The 17869-nt window shown below is 38.1% G+C and carries 14 protein-coding genes; 6 read left to right on the top strand and 8 right to left on the bottom strand.

Going from position 1 to position 17869, the window contains the following annotated elements; translation table 11 throughout:
• The first annotated feature begins 54 nt into the window (after positions 1-54).
• The 5 genes from pabB to BTO22_RS05315 all read left to right on the top strand — a co-directional run bounded on the left by pabB (position 55) and on the right by BTO22_RS05315 (position 5662).
• Complete coding sequence (gene pabB, locus BTO22_RS05335; protein WP_105055562.1) at positions 55-1425, top strand: aminodeoxychorismate synthase component I; 1371 nt, start codon at positions 55-57, stop codon at positions 1423-1425.
• A 26-nt stretch (positions 1426-1451) separates the two neighbouring features.
• Positions 1452-2033 carry a CoA pyrophosphatase gene (locus BTO22_RS05330; protein ID WP_105054586.1) on the top strand — a complete coding sequence of 194 codons (582 nt, stop codon included), beginning with the start codon at positions 1452-1454 and terminating at the stop codon, positions 2031-2033.
• Positions 2034-2222: 189 nt separating this feature from the next.
• On the top strand, positions 2223-3473 hold the full coding sequence (locus tag BTO22_RS05325) for an aromatic amino acid transport family protein (RefSeq protein ID WP_105054585.1): 1251 nt from the start codon (positions 2223-2225) through the stop codon (positions 3471-3473).
• Between the two features lie 96 nt (positions 3474-3569).
• Positions 3570-4931, top strand: coding sequence for an L-serine ammonia-lyase (locus BTO22_RS05320; protein ID WP_105054584.1), 1362 nt, complete (start codon positions 3570-3572; stop codon positions 4929-4931).
• 179 nt (positions 4932-5110) lie between these two features.
• Entirely contained in the window at positions 5111-5662 is a 552-nt protein-coding gene (locus BTO22_RS05315) for a hypothetical protein (protein WP_258132457.1), read from the top strand.
• 224 nt (positions 5663-5886) lie between these two features.
• Here the strand turns inward: BTO22_RS05315 and BTO22_RS05310 are convergent, their stop codons facing one another.
• From BTO22_RS05310 to sbcD, 8 genes are all read right to left on the bottom strand, one after another.
• Positions 5887-6246, bottom strand: a complete 360-nt coding sequence (locus tag BTO22_RS05310) for a DUF2799 domain-containing protein (protein ID WP_105054583.1) — start codon at positions 6244-6246, stop codon at positions 5887-5889.
• Positions 6247-6336: 90 nt separating this feature from the next.
• On the bottom strand, positions 6337-6696 hold the full coding sequence (locus tag BTO22_RS05305) for a DUF2799 domain-containing protein (RefSeq protein WP_105054582.1): 360 nt from the start codon (positions 6694-6696) through the stop codon (positions 6337-6339).
• A gap of 69 nt (positions 6697-6765) precedes the next feature.
• Positions 6766-7932, bottom strand: coding sequence for an amino acid permease (locus BTO22_RS05300; RefSeq protein ID WP_105054581.1), 1167 nt, complete (start codon positions 7930-7932; stop codon positions 6766-6768).
• A 99-nt stretch (positions 7933-8031) separates the two neighbouring features.
• Positions 8032-9186, bottom strand: a complete 1155-nt coding sequence (locus BTO22_RS05295) for an amino acid permease (protein ID WP_105054580.1) — start codon at positions 9184-9186, stop codon at positions 8032-8034.
• A 414-nt stretch (positions 9187-9600) separates the two neighbouring features.
• The gene (locus BTO22_RS05290; RefSeq protein WP_105054579.1) at positions 9601-10998 is read right to left on the bottom strand and encodes an MATE family efflux transporter; all 1398 of its coding nucleotides are present in this window, start codon (positions 10996-10998) and stop codon (positions 9601-9603) included.
• Between the two features lie 183 nt (positions 10999-11181).
• Entirely contained in the window at positions 11182-11667 is a 486-nt protein-coding gene (locus BTO22_RS05285; protein WP_105054578.1) for an acyl-CoA thioesterase, read from the bottom strand.
• A 36-nt stretch (positions 11668-11703) separates the two neighbouring features.
• A complete protein-coding gene (locus BTO22_RS05280) occupies positions 11704-15384 on the bottom strand; it encodes an AAA family ATPase (RefSeq protein ID WP_105054577.1) in 3681 nt (1226 codons plus the stop codon).
• On the bottom strand, positions 15381-16625 hold the full coding sequence (gene sbcD, locus BTO22_RS05275; protein ID WP_105054576.1) for an exonuclease subunit SbcD: 1245 nt from the start codon (positions 16623-16625) through the stop codon (positions 15381-15383). Before sbcD ends, BTO22_RS05280 begins: the two co-directional genes overlap by 4 nt.
• Before the next feature lie 184 nt (positions 16626-16809).
• On the opposite strand from sbcD, the gene BTO22_RS05270 reads away from it, so the two are divergent.
• The gene (locus BTO22_RS05270; RefSeq protein ID WP_374954008.1) at positions 16810-17826 is read left to right on the top strand and encodes an endonuclease/exonuclease/phosphatase family protein; all 1017 of its coding nucleotides are present in this window, start codon (positions 16810-16812) and stop codon (positions 17824-17826) included.
• The last annotated feature ends 43 nt before the right edge of the window (positions 17827-17869 follow it).

The raw sequence follows: 17869 nt of genomic DNA, 5'->3' as shown, positions 1-17869 counted from the left end.
CTCTCCATTCAAGGCTATCGTTGCTCATCACACTCTGGTTATAAAAAACTCAAAATGAACAATCAATTAGATGCAAAACTACAAGTTACCCTACTTGATTATCAATCAAATTCTGTGATTGATTTATTTTCTGCAATAGAAAACCAACCTTGGGCAATGCTGCTTCATTCATCCGCTCACAAACACATAGATAATCGCTACGATATTTTAGTTGCGGATCCTATTGCTACTTTAGAAACTCACCATAACGTCACTCGTATTAATGTTATAGGAAAAGATCCGGTAACAAGTGAAGCTTGTCCTTTTCAACTACTTGCTCATTATCAAGAACGATTAACACCTCATTGTAATTCAATAAGTAAACTGCCCTTTATTGGTGGAGCATTAGGCTACTTTAGTTACGATTTAGGTCGTAGAGTTGAATCTATCCCTTCTATCGCTGATCAGGATATTCCAACAGCAGAAATGGCGGTTGGTATTTACGATTGGGCATTGATTGCGGATCATAAAACGTCGACACTTACTTTAATACAACCAGAAAGTAGTAATCGTCTTGATTGGTTAAAACAATTTGTAGCAATAAAAGAGGATAAACAAGAATTTACATTAACCTCTGACTGGCAATCAAACATGACTCAAGAGGAATATGCGAGCAAATTTGATAAAGTCCAAGCTTACCTGCAATCCGGAGATTGTTATCAAATTAACTTGGCACAACGATTTCAAGCTCAGTATGAGGGTTCTGAATGGGTTGCTTACCAGAAGCTCGCCATTAATAATGGGTCTCCTTTCTCTGCTTTTATACGTACACCTGAACTTACCATTCTTTCCGTTTCGCCTGAGCGCTTTTTACAAGTAGAAGATAAACAGATTGAAACCAAACCAATTAAAGGCACGCGCCCACGTTTACAAGATCCAATCCTTGATGCTAAAGAAGCTGAAATATTACGTAATAGCCCTAAAGACCGATCAGAAAACTTAATGATTGTTGATTTATTACGTAATGATATTGGTCGAGTCGCAAAGCCTGGATCTGTAAAAGTGCCTAAACTCTTCGAAATCGAATCTTTTCCTGCGGTGCACCATCTTGTTAGTACGATCGTAGGTGAGCTAAAACCTGAATATTCTGCCTGTGATTTACTTAAGGCTTCTTTTCCCGGAGGTTCAATTACCGGCGCTCCTAAAATAAGAGCAATGGAAATAATTGAAGAGCTAGAGCCACATCGTCGTAATTTATACTGTGGTAGCATTGGTTATATCAGCCGATGTGGGTCGATGGACACAAGTATCACAATTCGTACTTTACTCGCTTATAAACAGACTTTATATGCCTCTGCTGGTGGAGGAATTGTTGCCGACAGCGAAGTTGAACTAGAATATGAAGAGACATTACATAAATTAGGGAAAATTCTGCCTATTTTATGAACATTAATTAATAAAGGATTTGGTTTATGGATAGATATTTACTTCCCCAATTACTGCTCAATAAGCCAAATTCTTACAGTGACGCTTTAATGCAACATCCACGCTTTGAAAACGACAATTTTAAGCCTGCGGCAGTTCTTGTTCCTCTTGTAAAAAGAGCTTCTGGTTTGCACTTAATTTTAACGCAAAGAGCATCTCATTTACGTCACCATCCAAACCAAATTAGCTTCCCCGGAGGCAAGGTTGAACCCTCTGATTTATCCCTCATTCACACCGCTATTCGTGAAACAAATGAAGAGATAGGTATACTCCCATCGCAGATCAAACCATTAGTAAAACTTAACACTATACCAACAATATCTGGTTATAAAGTAACCCCCATAGTCGCTCTCATTGATGAAAATTATACCACCGCAATCGATTACGGTGAGGTTAGTAGCACATTTGAAGCACCACTCACCCATCTATTTAACCCTAAAAACACGACAAAACACAAAGTTTTTAACAAAAAACATACTTATGAACTAATTTTTATCCCATTTGAGAAAAAACTCATTTGGGGAGTTACAGCCGAAATCATTCATTCAATGAATTACATTTCAACTTAGAAAAATTAGCATTATTGATAAGTTTTACTAATATCAGATTCACATCTATTGTGACCATTATCAATTATTTTCTGATCTCCGTTCATCTTTTTTCATTTTCCGATCTGCGTCAAAGTTTTTCTCGCCAAAATAACGACAATAGCGCCGTTCCCAAAATTCCTGTTCCAAAAAATTAAGAGTATAATTATTATGCAAACAACAAATACTGCATCAGTAGGTGCAAAAAAAGCAAAGTGGACTTATAAAGATTTCACTTGGTGTCTTTCTCTATTCGGTACTGCTGTAGGTGCTGGTGTTTTATTCCTTCCAATTAAGGCTGGTGCTGGTGGTTTTTGGCCTCTAGTTATTCTTGCGTTGATTGCTGCTCCAATGACTTGGTTTGCACACAAAAGTTTGGCTCGTTTTGTTCTTTCTGCTAAAAACCCAGACGCTGATATTACCGATACGGTAGAAGAGCATTTTGGTAAAACTGGCGCGAACCTAATCACTTTTGCCTACTTTTTCGCGATTTACCCAATTGTACTTATTTACGGTGTTGGTATCACAAACACGGTAGACTCTTTCATGGTTAACCAACTTGGTATGGAATCTATTCCACGCTGGTTACTTTCAGGTGTTCTTATCACTCTGATGACATGTGGCGTAGTATTTGGTAAAGAACTTATGCTGAAAGCAACATCAGCAATGGTTTACCCTCTTGTATTCATCTTAATGGCATTGTCTATCTACCTAATTCCAGGTTGGAACACTTCAATGATTGCCGTTGACCCAGATTGGAGCTCTATGCCTTCAGTTGTTTGGTTAGCAATTCCAATCATTGTTTTCTCTTTCAACCACAGCCCTGTGATTAGCCAGTTTGCTAAAGAACAACGTCGCGTTTACGGTGAAGATGCAGTTGGTAAAACTGACATGATCACTGGCGGTGCAGCTATGATGCTAATGAGCTTTGTAATGTTCTTCGTTTTCTCTGTAGTTCTTTCTTTATCTCCAGAGCAACTAGCACAAGCACAAGCACAAAACATCTCAGTTCTTTCTTACCTAGCTAACGTACACGAATCTCCAATGATTTCTATCATGGGTCCTATCGTTGCATTTGCTGCTATCACTTCAAGCTACTTCGGTCACTTCCTTGGTGCTCATGAAGGTCTTGTTGGCCTAGCTAAATCTCGTTCAAATGCTCCTGTTGCTAAACTTGAGAAGTTCTCTCTTATCTTCATCGTTATTACTACGTGGATCGTTTCTATCATCAACCCAAGTATCCTTGGAATGATTGAAACAATGGGCGCACCGATGATTGCAGCTATCCTATTCCTACTACCTATCTTCGCAATGCGTAAAGTACCAGCAATGGCTAAGTACAAAACTTCAGCACCTGTACAAATCTTCACAGCATTATGTGGTGTTGCGGCGATTACTTCTGTAATCTACGGCGCTCTTTAATAACTAGTTTATAAATCCTTATAAGCATTAGTTACACGAAGTTAATAATAATGATAATAAAGCCCCCTCTTTTGGGGGCTTATTCGAGGTAATAACATGATTAGTGTTTTTGATATCTACAAAATCGGAGTTGGTCCTTCTAGCTCCCACACCGTTGGTCCAATGAAAGCAGGTAAAGAGTTTATCGACGATTTACGTGGCATGGGCAAACTGCGTGATATCACTAAAATCACTGTTGATGTTTACGGTTCATTATCACTGACAGGGAAAGGTCACCATACTGATATCGCTATCATTATGGGTCTGGCAGGTAACACGCCAGAACACGTAGATATTGACTCTATTCCGGGCTTCATCGCTCGTGTTGAAGAAACAGAGCGCTTACCAGTTGGCATGCATTGTCATACGGTTGAATTTCCAAAAGATGGTGGAATGAATTTCCACACAACTAACCTTTCACTGCACGAAAATGGTATGCAAATCCATGCGTGGGTTGATGGCGACGTTGTTTACTCTAAAACATACTACTCTATCGGTGGTGGTTTTATTGTTGATGAAGAACACTTCGGTAAAGAAGTAGAATCATCAATTCAAGTACCTTATGCATTTAATACTGCAGAAGAGCTTGTTGATTTATGTAAAGAAAACGGTTTATCTATTAGTACATTAGTGATGAAAAACGAACACGCTATTCTTGCAGAAGATGAAGTTCGCACTTATTTCGCTAAGATCTGGAAAACCATGCGTGATTGCATGGAAAAAGGCATGAACACTGAGGGCATCCTTCCTGGGCCTCTACGTGTACCTCGTCGTGCTGCGGCACTTCGTCAACAACTGCTGACTTCTGAAAAGACGTCTAAAGATCCAATGGAAGTAGTTGATTGGGTAAACATGTACGCATTCGCTGTAAATGAAGAAAACGCAGCTGGCGGCCGTGTTGTTACTGCTCCAACAAATGGCGCATGTGGCATTATTCCTGCTGTTTTAGCTTACTACGATAAATTCATCCAAACAGTAACTGAAAAAGATTACATTCGTTACTTTGCTGCTTCTGGCGCAATCGGTGGCCTTTATAAGCAAAACGCTTCAATCTCTGGTGCTGAAGTAGGCTGCCAAGGTGAAGTTGGTGTTGCCTGTTCTATGGCTGCTGCTGGTCTTGCTGAATTGATGGGTGGAAGCCCTGAGCAAGTCTGTATGGCTGCAGAAATTGGGATGGAGCATAACCTTGGTTTAACTTGTGATCCTGTTGCTGGTCAAGTACAAGTTCCTTGTATCGAACGTAATGGTATTGCAGCGGTTAAAGCAATCAACGCTACTCGTATGGCACTTCGTCGTTCATCAGCGCCTCGTGTTTCTCTTGATAAAGTTATCGAGACAATGCTTGAAACAGGTAAAGACATGAATGCTAAATATCGTGAAACCTCTCAAGGTGGCCTAGCAATCAAAGTTATCTGTTAATTAGAACTGACTTTACTAAATTATGAGGGCGTATATCGCCCTCTTTTTATTTCTCACTTTCTTCTTTATCTCTCCTATACTAAATATATACAATAAGTTGTTGAATAAACCACTCTTGCTATTAACAAATGACTCAGTTACTGTAATAATGACCTTATGAAAATAATTAGTATATTCCTATGATGAATAAGAAAAAACACTCTCTCTCACCAAGAGCGCAGAAATTAAGAGCTGAATGGACAGGGATGAACAGCGATCATCGCTTTATTTCTCATTCATTCAATTGCGTTAAAATCCATATACATACTCCTGATGATGGTATGTATAATCGTTCTATCGGTTGTTTAAAAGAAGGCAGAGAAAAAGCCCTAAAAGAAGCAATTAAACAACGAAATAAAGTTGGGAAGGAACTCTGGGGAAATTGTTGGAGTATGGTACTCAACTACCCTAGTCTATTCGAGCGTCTACCACACAGCTTAGAACCCGATATTATTACCAAAAAACGTACTCTGCATTCTGGAGAGGTTCGTACTACTGATTACTATATTGTTCGTTGGAAAGAATTAGTTGATGGTGAGTATAAACCAAAAAGTCGTTTATTCTCTCATGGAAACGGTAATGATAAATTAAGTGCTTACAGCAAAGCAAAAAAAGTAATGCTTGAAGTAAACAAAGAGTTCTTACCAATTTTGAAAAAAATGGGCCGTTTTAATATTATTAAAGTGATCTAATTTATATAGTTATATAAAAAATGGCGGATTATGATCCGCCATTTTTAAAAGTAAGATAGTATTATACCAATCGTAGTAAATAACTGATCATCCTAGCTGGTTAAAATACTCGATAACTGCGTTGAAATTTTTGATTGTAGAATAACTACTTATCGAAAAACTTCGTCTTGTTCTCAAGCATTTTCCCTGTGCTATTTATGTTCACTTACTTACTGTGATTGGTATTACATCTTATCCGCTTCTGAATGGTAGCCTCTTAGGTACTCAAACTTAAAGTTTTCATCAATACTGTCACAAACTCCAGTATAAATACCTCCTTTAGCTCCTAATTCAAACGCGTCTTGTCCACAATACTCTTGTAAGCCTTTATTGTACCCTGCAACGTATGCGTCATAATTAGACACCTTAAATTCTTTGCCATCTAAAAGTTCGACTATTTGCTCTTTAGATTCAAAATTCCAGCCTTTTTCGCCTCTTTCTAAACCATAAGTACCCCAATCACTGTCTTGTGTAGACGTTAATGGTGCCATACTTGAACAAGCTGCTAGAAAAAGTGAAACTACAGCAATTAATATCTTTCTCATGTCACTACCCTCTTATTATATATTTATCCAATGATGTGGAATATTGAATACAAATCCTAATAAGTGCTTACTCAATCAGATTAGTATAAATTACATTCCACCAGCAGTTGAGTGTCTACCGCTGTTGTAATCTTGACTAAATGTCCAATCAATTTGGTCACAAATACCATTATATGGTTTACCTACAACACCTAGTATATAAGCACTTTGTTCACAGTACTCTGTTTGACCGTTTTTGTAACCCATAAGGTAGGCTTGATAGTTATTTTCTTTTAACTCGCTACCAGTCAGTAAATTATTTAGTTTCGAATCAGACTGAACAATTAGCCCTTTAATCGCTCTGTCATAACCAAATTGTTGCCAATCACTGTCTAACATTGATGTTGGTGGAGGAGTAGATGAACACGCTGCAAGTAATAAAGCAGCAATACTGACAATTAATATTTTCATTTTTCTGACCCTCTACAAAAAACACATTATATCTTACGTTAACTGTAGAGGATTAGATCATAATTTCTATTAAACTTGGCTAATTAATAATAAAAGACCAAACATTAACGTCAGCCCTAAAGCTATTTTTCCACCCTCAGCTTCATACGTATGAATAGATAATTCAGCCGTATTTTTGTTTTTCTTTCTTAACGCTATCACCATGGCTAATGGAATAAAAATAGCTAAGAAAACAAGGATGACTCCTGCATAACCAAGCACTGATAGAAACTGATCCGCAGCAAGGCTTGCACCCAATAATGGCAAAATAAAAGTACTTACATACGTCACTATTTTATTATGTGAAATCATGTCTTTATTTTGATTATAAAGAGCCATTGCCACACCCAAAAACGATGTTAGCAGAGCCAGAGAAGTAAAGATCGAAAGGATTATTTCAATGTATTCATTTTTCGCACTAAATGTTTGAATTAAATCTGAGATATTAGAAAAGTGAGTAAGCTCATCAGCGTTTAAGTTCCCAACAACTGCATATAGCCAAACTAAATAGCAGATCAGTGGAATGATAGAACCTAGGATAATCATATTTCTTAACTGTTTACTTGTGGCTTCTTTATTATAAGTTACAAGCGACGGTATCACAGGCATTGATGCAAAACTGGTAAACAAAATAGTGCTTGTATTGAATAACATTCCACTATCGGTATTCGTTACTTGCATTAAATTATCTGATGAAATACCAGGAACTAAAATCACCAATGTAATCGCTAACATAGATACCATAAATAAGAATAAAACACGATTAAGCTTATCTATAATTTGAGTACCGCATACCACAAACATACTTGCAACAAGTGTAAAGCCAATTTGTGCAACTTCTATACTCATCTCAATATCAAATATGGTAAGTATGCGTTTTAAAAGATCTGCTGCTCCTAAAATATAGGCAATCAACATACAGATAAGCAGCAAATAAAACAAAGCATTAGTGATAATCTGACCACCCTTGCCTAAGGTTCTATTTGCAACGGTATTAATACCAAATGCTAACTCAGTTTTTGAACACGCCTCTGTTAGTAATAGCGCTGAATAAGTGGTCCCTGCACAAATAACTAACATTAATAAGGTGCTATAAAATAATCCGAATTGCGCCAATACCATAGGAATAGCTAACATTCCAGCGCCAAGAGCAGTACCTGAAAGGATTAATGCACTGCCAAATAATTTAAAATTCATCGTGTATTCTTATTTCGTGAAAATGATTACCCATAAAGAGTAAAGTATGTGCTCTACCTGTAACATAGAGCACCAATATATTAACTTTAGAGTCGGTAACTAAATAATTTGAGAAACCAATAAAAAAGTGCCAAAAATAAAAGAGAAAATAAGCATTACTGCACCACCTTCTGCTACATAACTTCTGTCTTGGTTTTCTACTTGTCTTAATTTAGCAACCATACCTAAAGGCACAAAAACCGCTAAAAATACTAAGATAATTCCAGCGTAACTTAGTACGGATAAAAATTGATCTGCAGCAAAAACCGCACCCAATAACGGTAAGATAAAACTTATCACATAAGTCACTACTTTATTTTGTTTAAACATATCTTCATTTTGAGTAAACAAAGCCATCGCCACACCTAAGAAAGACGTTAATAATGCAAGGCCGGTAAAACTAGAAAGTACTAAATTGATAAATGCATGATCAGCACTAAATACTGAAATTAATTCTGATACGTTAGAGAAATGCGTGATTTGTTCTGGCGTTAAATTACCAACCACCGCATACAACCATACTAAATAGCACACGAGTGGGATAGTTGACCCAATAATCACCATATTTCTCAATTGCTTTGGTGTCGCTTCATGATTATAAGAAACTAAAGATGGGATCACGACCATAAAGCCAAAACTAGTGAAAATGATCGCACTGGTTTTAATTAATTCAGAACCGCTTGAGTTTGATACTTGAGTTAAGTTATCTAATGAAATACCTGGTACTAAAAATACCAATGTAAGTAAAAGCATTAGTAACATAACAGCAAAAAGAACGCGGTTTAATTTATCAATAACTGCAGTGCCTGATGCAACAATAACGCCGGCAACTAAAGTAAACGCAACTTGGCTTTGAACTAAAGATAAATTAAGACCGACATTACGCAGTAATTTATTCAGTAAATCCCCTGCCCCAAGGATATAAGCCATTAAGAGACAGATCAATAAAGCGTACAACAAGCCATTAGTGACCAATTGCCCACCTTTACCTAAACTTTTACGTGCAATGGTGTTCATCCCTAAACCACCACCGACATTAATACTTGCTTCTAATAGCAGTAAAGCGGCATAAGTTGTCCCAATAAAGATAAACAACATTAACGCAGTTCCCCATAGTAGGCCAAATTGAGCCAACACCATTGGAATTGCGAGCATACCAGCACCAAGAGCGGTACCAGAGATAATAAGTGAACTGCCGATTAATTTTAAATTCATTATTTTTCCTTCATTTTCATTCGAGTTTGAGCTTTAGTTTTAATTTTTGTCAAATTCAACACATACAAAAACACCATAAACAGGGTAATACGGTTGAAATTAGAGCTGATTAATTACGAATAAAAACGGAGAAATCGAAAATACGAGAGGAAACGAAACGCAAGAAACTGAGAAGAAAGGAAGCGTGAAGAAGTCATTGCTGTCGATGTAGAACAAATCGCGTGTGGTGAACCTTCTGTAGGCTCCAATAATGGGCCTGATGTTAGCTGGAAAATCATGTGTATATCCTAATTAGTCACATTCCATTTAATAAAACGTCAGTAAGTCCTTTACTGATCGAACTACCCATATAGTAGTCCGATCCATTTTATATCCTGAGGCTTTCAATGCAACCCCTTAAGGCACAACTTTTTTCTATGTCTCTTTCTCAACTAGGTTATTTATCCATTTCTTACTTTTTAAACGATAGATACAGGCAAACCATTTAAATAATGTTTCTAGAAAAAATAAACAGTATACAATTTCCGCAGAGTAACCAAAATAGATTGCCCCGAATGCTGCTATTGGAATACCGAAAAACCATTGAGTAAGCATATCCTGATAAAGGCAAAACTTAACGTCACCACCCGCTCTTAAAATACCGACAACTAGCGTCGTAGGAATAGAACGAAGCATAATGCCTACACACAAAATAGATAAGAATGTATCTGCAAGATCTCTGGTATCCACTGTTAATGCCGTAAACAGATCTAAAATGCCTTCTTTTGAAAAATAAAGAGCGATTGATACCATTAAGGTTACAGTAAAACCAACCATCATCATTAATATCGCTTGGTAATAAACCTTATCATATTCTTTTGCGCCAATATGATTTCCAACAAGTACCCCAGAAGCATTTGCAATACCCATTAAAAAGCTTAGAGAAACCACTTCAATAGGGGTAACAACAGCAAACGCAGCTAAACCTTCCGTTCCTGTCTGTCCCATAATAGCGGTATACGCAAATAACCCTCCCGCCCATAAAAGAAAATTGGTTGTCGTAGGAATAGCTAAACGAATAAATGGCGTTATTTTATCAAGACTTGCACTAGCGATAATGTCAGTGACTGTAAATCTTAAAAGGTGCTTTTGATAAACCAAATAACCATAAAAGAGAGTAATTTCGATAAGAGAGCTAATTACTGTCGCTATCGCAGCCCCTTTTATGCCCAACGAAGGAAAACCTAAATGACCAAATATGAGTACCCAGTTTAATAAGATATTACTGACAATCCCTATTGAGCTAAAAAAAGTGCTAACACCTGGCTTTTGAATGGACCGAAAACTCGCGCCTAAACTCGCACTAAAAGCAATAGCGAGCATACTCCAGCTAGTAATCCGTATGTATTCAGCACCCAATCCAATGACGAGAAAATCAGATGACGCTAATCCCATTACCATCTCAGCACTAAATTGCAAAATAGCAATAATAATTAACGCACCAATCGTTGAGGTTAGCCAAGTTAGTGCCGTAGTTTCTCGTAATCCTTTATTGTCTTTTGCTCCCCAGTGCTGAGCAGCTAATAGCGCGCCTGTCGTTGCTACCCCCGTTAATATAATCGTGGTAAAGAAGATAGCTCGACTAGCAACACCAACCGCAGCAATATCAGCTTCTGAAAGTTGCCCGAGCATAAAAACGTCAATTAAGCTTTTACTGGATAAGAGAATACTTTGAAGAGTAATAGGAATGGCAATCAAAAGGAGACGGCGGAAAAAGTCACCATTAGCATGATTATAAACGTTACGAATTAGACTTGGGCTTACTTCTTTCACACTCTCTACCACTAAATTTAAACTGTGAATTAAGTGTATCGAAAATCGCAAGAACACTCATAAGTAGGTATAAAAAGAGTTAGGTCGATTGCAAGAATATGAACCTTGACATTACTATGACAACCCACCATAACCACCATAACCACCATCTTATTTATATAAAGAGTAATAATAAATATAGCGTTATTTTAGATATTGAACATGCGCTTCCATCTCTTCGCCAATTTCTTTACGCATATTCATTAGCTTGATTGCCGAATCCCTTAGCTTAATGTCTTCTTCTGTCTCTGGTATCCACTCAGGGACTGACGTCGGTTTGCCGTTGCCATCAACCGCCACCATGATAACGATACAATGCGTCGTTAAGCGATTATTCTGCTCTTTAGGGTCACTTGCTTGCACATCAATAGCAATATGCATAGACGATGTTCCGGTATAAATGACTTTACCTGTCACTTCCACAAGGTTGCCAACAAAAATAGGCTCAACAAAACGAATGCCTCCTGCGTATGCAGTAATGCAATATTTACCACTCCACCCTGCCGATGATGCATAAGCGGCTAAATCGATCCATTTCATCACTGCACCACCGTGAACTTTACCACCAAAGTTCACATCCCCAGGTTCAGCTAAAAAGCGTAATGTTATTTCTCGTTTTGTTTTTCCCATTTTAAATTCCTTTTTACTGCATTACATTGTGCAAAATTAACTGACTTTTTTATATTGTTTTTCTAGCTCACTCACGCCTAAACCACTGCGTCTGGTGACTTTTATTTGGACTGGAATACGTTCTTTCATCGCTTCGATGTGGCTTATCACACCAATCATTTTCCCTGATGCATTTAAGTTATCTAATGCATCAAGCGCCATGTCTAACGTTTCACTGTCTAGCGTACCAAACCCTTCATCTAAGAACAGTGAATCAATGCTTGTTTTGTGACTAACCAGATCAGAAAGTGCCAATGCAAGCGCCAAGCTCACTAAGAAACTTTCACCACCAGATAATGTTTTAGTATCACGAACTACATCACCCTGCCATGTATCCAATACTTGCAGCTCTAATCCATCACTTGCTTTACGTTTAAGTTCATAGCGGCCATGCAAACGAGCTAACTGCTTATTGGCTAAATACACCAAGTTCTCTAACGTTAACCCTTGGGCAAATTTACGGAATTTATCGCCTTTTTGCGAACCAATTAATGAGTGTAGATATTGAATATCATCGTATTCTGATTGATATGCTTCAATCGCTTCAAACAAGGCTTTTTGATTGGTTTTACGCTCGCTGTCTGAACGTAATGCTTGAGCTATTTCACCTTCACGCTTCACTAACGTCTCAGATTGAGATTTCACTTGGGCTAACTCAGCCTCAACCACTTCTTTTGGCATTAATTGCCACTCTGCTGCTTTTGGCGCTTGATAATGGTGTTCTTTGATTTGCTGTGCACTCTCTAGCAAAGCGCCAGTTCGCTCAATCGCTTGTTGTATTTCCGTTTTTAAGCTTAATAATTGTTGGCGATCGTCTTCTGAAATCAACGCCGCTTGGAATAACTCAAGCGTTTCAAATGGGCTCTGTAATAAAGCGTCTTTCCATACATCAGAACGCTCCACTGATAGCTTTTTACTGCTTACATGATTCTCTTTAAGGTTATTTAGTTTGCCATCTAAAGCCGCAAGTTCTTGTACTAATGCTTGTGATTTTTGTTCTTCAGCGTGATAGTTTTGCTCTGATACCGTCAGCTTTTCAGCCATGAGAGTGCGCGCTGTTCTGATCTCTTGTGTACCAAATAACTCAGTCCGTTTTTGCTGGTGTTGTTCCAACTCACTCGCTAATCTTTGCACTTCAGTTTGAGAAACCTGCTGCTGAGAGTTTAGATCTTCTAACTGCTCTGCGAGATGACCCTGATCACTTTGCATTTTTTGCTGCTGTTGAAGCAGTGCTTGACGATTTTCAACTTGCTGTTGGATTTGCTGTAAATCTTGCTCTTTTTGCACAAACCAAGATTGAATTTGAGTAAACTCTGGGGCATTAAACCCAGCTTGCTCAATCTCTGTGGTTAACTGTTGATTCAATTCTGTTTGATGTTGTTGTAATTGGGCTAATTTTTGATTGTCATCTTGCAGCTGCTGAGTTGCAGCTTGATGTGATTGACGATCATAATTAAGATCTTTATTTAACGTATCAAGACGATGCTGAAATTGTTGTAATTGAGTTTGTTGAACTCGGCGCTTTTCATCTGCTTGGCGTAATTGTTTTATCTGCTCACTTAAAGTGCGTAACGACGCTTCACATTCAGTAATAAATTGAGTAATACCATTGGTATCTCCCAAAGCTAAAGTGAGTTGCGTTACTTCCATTAATGCTGACCATTGTTGCTTGGTCATTTCCGCCGTTTGTTGCCATTTAATTAATTGAGTTTGGGTGTGCTCTTGTTTTACTTTTAATGAATCTAGCTGCTCACGTACCGATTGACCTTGCGCCACAATCTCAACTCGCTTTTGTTCTGCCTCTTTTTTACGCTGTATCGTTACATTGATATCTAATGTTTGCGCTTTTTCTAGTAACGGGTGATGCGTTGAGCCACACAAAGGACAATCATGATCTTTTTCTAATAAAGCACGATACTTAACCAGATCACCTTCTTGCTCAATTAGCGTCGTTAAATCTAAGATTTGTTGATCTTGTTGCTTACAGGCAATAATAAGATCAGCACGCTGAGCTTCTAATTTTAGAATCGTTTCACTTTGCGCTTTTTGAGCTTCGCTTAACGTCTGTTGCTCTTTTTCAGCACGTAAAAACTCATTATTAGTATGATTCAACTCTACACGGTAGTGATGACGAGTATTAAGTGCATTAATTTGCTCTGTTAATTCCGTTTCAGTGCCTTTTTCTTGCTGCTGTTTAAATACAAGTTCAGCGTTTTTCGTTACTTCTGTTTCATTATTTAATGTGCTTTGAACTTGCGTTAGTTCCGCATCTTTTTTATTTACACTCTCAAGTAAAGCCGCGACTATTTTATTGGCTTGATCTACTTTATTAGCTAAAGATTCAGTTTCTTTATCTTGCTGTAAAATATAACTAACTTGAGTCTTCCATTGACCTAAATAACGCTCTAAATTCAAATCTGATTGATGTGTTTCTACATAGCTATTCAGTACTGTTAATTTAGACGTTAACTCTGTTAATGATGCCTCTAATAATTGTTGTTTATTATTGCTATCTTGAAGACGAGTATTAACTTGCGTGAGCTGTTGCTGCTTTTCTTGCGATTGTTGAGTTAACTGTGCAATCGCAGTATCAAGTGGTTGCACTGAATCATTAATCAATATTTCTAACGATTTACTCTCAGCCTTAATGCTATCAAATACTTGTTTTAATTGTGTAACAGTTAACTCAATAGCTTCTTTATCAGTTAACGTTTTATGATGTAATTGCTCAGTCAGTGTTAGCTCTTTTACGACACCGTCAAAGCGAGTTTGTGCTTCTTGCCATAATTGATACGGTGTACGCAGTTTTTCTGCTGGCTCACTTTGCGCTAGGCGGTGCAATTGAGCGCTGGCTTGTTTTTGTTTATCTAACGCGAACTGGTTATTTTCAGTCGCTTGCTGCCACTGTTGTTGGTTTTTCGCTTCTGCAACCCACCACTCAAGATGTGCTTGCCAATCTGTAAGTTGAGCTTGCTGTTGCTGTTGATTGGCTTGCAGTTCAGCTTGCTCGTCGATTAATGCTTGCTTATTTTCTTCAGAAAGCAGCTCAACCCCTTCCGCTTTGGCTTTAAGCTCCGCTAATTTTTGCTTTGATGCGGTGTAATGCTCATGCACCTTCTCTGAGATCTGACCGTAGATCTCAGTGCCTGTCAGTTCTTCTAGTAAACCGGCGCGGTCATTAGCATCGGCATTTAAAAACGCCGCAAATTGACCTTGAGAAAGCATCATAGATTTTGTAAATCGAGAGAAATCTAAACCCGTAATCGAATTAATTAACTCATCTTTCTTTTTGACTTGTGTTGCTAATACTTTCTCTGAATCGACTTCAGCAAGCTCAACTGTTGCTGATTGTAAGTTTCCATCTACCTTGCCACGAGAACGACGTTGACTCCAAAACGCACGATACGCTTTGCCTTTTACTTCAAACTCCACTTCCGCAGAACATTCCGCTGTACCACGCGTCATGATCTCATTGCTTGATGTTGAGATCCCACCAAGTCGAGGGGTTTTATGATAAAGCGCTAAACAGATCGCATCTAAAATTGTCGTTTTACCTGCACCTGTTGGGCCTGTAATCGCAAACAATCCATTTTCAGCAAAGGGAGAAGCAGAGAAATCAATTTTCCACTCACCTTTTAATGAGTTTAAATTTGAAAAACTTAGGCTTAAAATTCTCATGCATCACCTTCTTGTAAATCAGTATCTTTATGTTCTACTTCTGACAAAATCTGTTTAAATTTGGTCGTCATTCGCTCTGCGCGTTGCTGCTCTTTTTCTGTCTCAAACGTCTCTTGCTCAATCCGTTTGGTAAATACATCAAAAGGCGTTAACTCCGCTAACGTTTCTGTTTTTTCTTGCGCTAACGTTTGTTCACTGCGGTTTCTCGCACGACGCAGTTGCAACACTTCTACATTCAAATCTTGAGTTAATGTTTGAATGCGTTGTTGTAGATCGGATAGATAATCCTGCACTTCTACTTCAATACAAAGCCAAGTGGTTTCTTCGCACTCTTTGAATTGTGCTAATTCTTGTTCAATCGTTTCTAAATCGCCTTTTAGTGCCTTCATTTGTTGAAACATAGGCACATTAATTTGAGAGATTTGAGTTACGCTTGCTTTATCAAACTCCACCATCACCACTTGTTTTTGAGATTTCAATTCATCAAAGCTTAATGGAATTGGCGAGCCTGAATAACGGATATGATCAGACTTTGCGACCAGTTGAGGACGGTGAATATGACCAAGGGCAATATAATCAGCGGGTGGAAAACCATCGGCAGCAAAGCCATCAAGCGTACCGATATAAATATCACGAACCGAGTCCGATTGTTTAACGCCTAATGCTGTTAAGTGACCCGTTGCAATAATAGGTAAATCAAGATCTAACTCAGATCTTAACTCTAGCGCTTTTTGATACAACTGATGATAGTGCTGCTTGATGGCTTCACCAAGCGCTTGTTGTTTCTCTACACCCGTTGAACCTGCCACACTGGTGACAACGTCACGCGGACGAATAAATGGAACCGCGCATAAAATAGCGCCCACGGCTCCATCACTGTCTGGAAGCGTTAATAATTGAGTGGATAAATCATCATTAGTATTAGCAATCACTCGTGCGTTTAAATGTGCTAACAGTTGTTTTGATTCATTGAGTGTCGATACTGAATCATGATTACCACCAAGCACGATCAATTCGCAGTTTACTTTGTTCATCTCCACCACAAATTTGTTATACATTTCACGCGCGTAACTTGGTGGCACGCCCGTATCAAACACATCTCCGGCAATAATCACCGCATTAATGGCATTTTCTTGTACTTGTTCAAGCAACCAAGTAATGAATTTTTGATGTTCATTACGACGACTTTTTGTGAAGAAATTTTGACCTAAATGCCAATCAGAAGTATGTAAAATACGCATAAATATCAACTTGTTTGATGGATAGAGAAGACGATACCCCTTTTATACCATCTGGGAGAGAAACTATGTACTTTTATAAGCTTTTAAACTTAAAACTATGAGCACGTGTTGACCTTACTTCATGCTGTTATACTTTATTTAATAAACCTCGATTCCATCGATAATAACAACATGAGTATCTAATTTGCCATCTCCTGAAAGCCTAACGTTTACCACCATCAATATGTTCAACTTTGTTGAGCCGCCTAATGCGTATTACGATTTTGAAAATATACTAACTCAAGATGAATGGTTGAAGAAACAAGGCTGGTTTAAGGATAAGATCACGGCGTTAAATTCTGATGTAATTGGTTTTCAAGAAGTTTTTAGTCCAAGCGCTCTAGAGGCTTTAGTTAATGAGCTTGGTTATTCATATTTTGCCACTGTCGATGAACCAAAATCTGAAGATGGCTATGTCTTTAATTCCCCTGTGGTTGCCTTTGCTTCGCGTTATCCAATTTTAAATGCTCAACCTGTTGTTGCAGAACCAGAACAATTAAAACGATTCGGAATTGAATTTGAATTTAATCGTGTACCTGTTCATGCCAGTATTGAACTGCCTCACCTTGGGATTACTGACTGCTATGTGGTGCACTTCAAGTCTCAGCGCCCTAAAGAGCCGGAAGAAAGTGATGTAACGGATGAAGTCAACAGCTCTCCTCTTCATCAACTTCATGATGAACAGCTAGGCTCTTGGCTTTCTACTACACAACGTGGGTTAGAAGCGAATATTCTACATAACCATATTATTCAGCAACGCAAAGAATCAAACCAGCCCGTAATTGTAATGGGCGATTTTAATAAACCTTTGTTTCATGATGAATTTAAAGGATTACTTTCTCATTCATTACGCTTTGATAAATTTAGTACTGATTATCTCACTCGATTTCAGCTTAAAGACAGTTGGGATATTTATTGTGGATTAAAAGGCGCAGATTTATTAGAAGAACGAGTAAGTACGCATTACTACGGAGCAAAAGGGTCTGTATTGGATTACATCCTGCTGTCTAACGAATTTGATAGCTCATTTTCGGGCAGTATTTTAGAAGTTATTGATTACACAGTAACATATCAGCACATTGTGAATCCAAGGTTCGATATTGACCAATTCAGTACCGACCATGCATTGGTTTCAATTACAGCCCGTATACGACAAGCATAAAAAAGGGCTGAATAACTCAGCCCTCTCTAAACATGACAGTTAA

It is taken from the genome of Aliivibrio sifiae, assembly GCF_002954705.1.
Lineage (GTDB): Bacteria > Pseudomonadota > Gammaproteobacteria > Enterobacterales > Vibrionaceae > Aliivibrio > Aliivibrio sifiae_A.
This window is presented reverse-complemented; position numbering and strand designations above follow the sequence as displayed.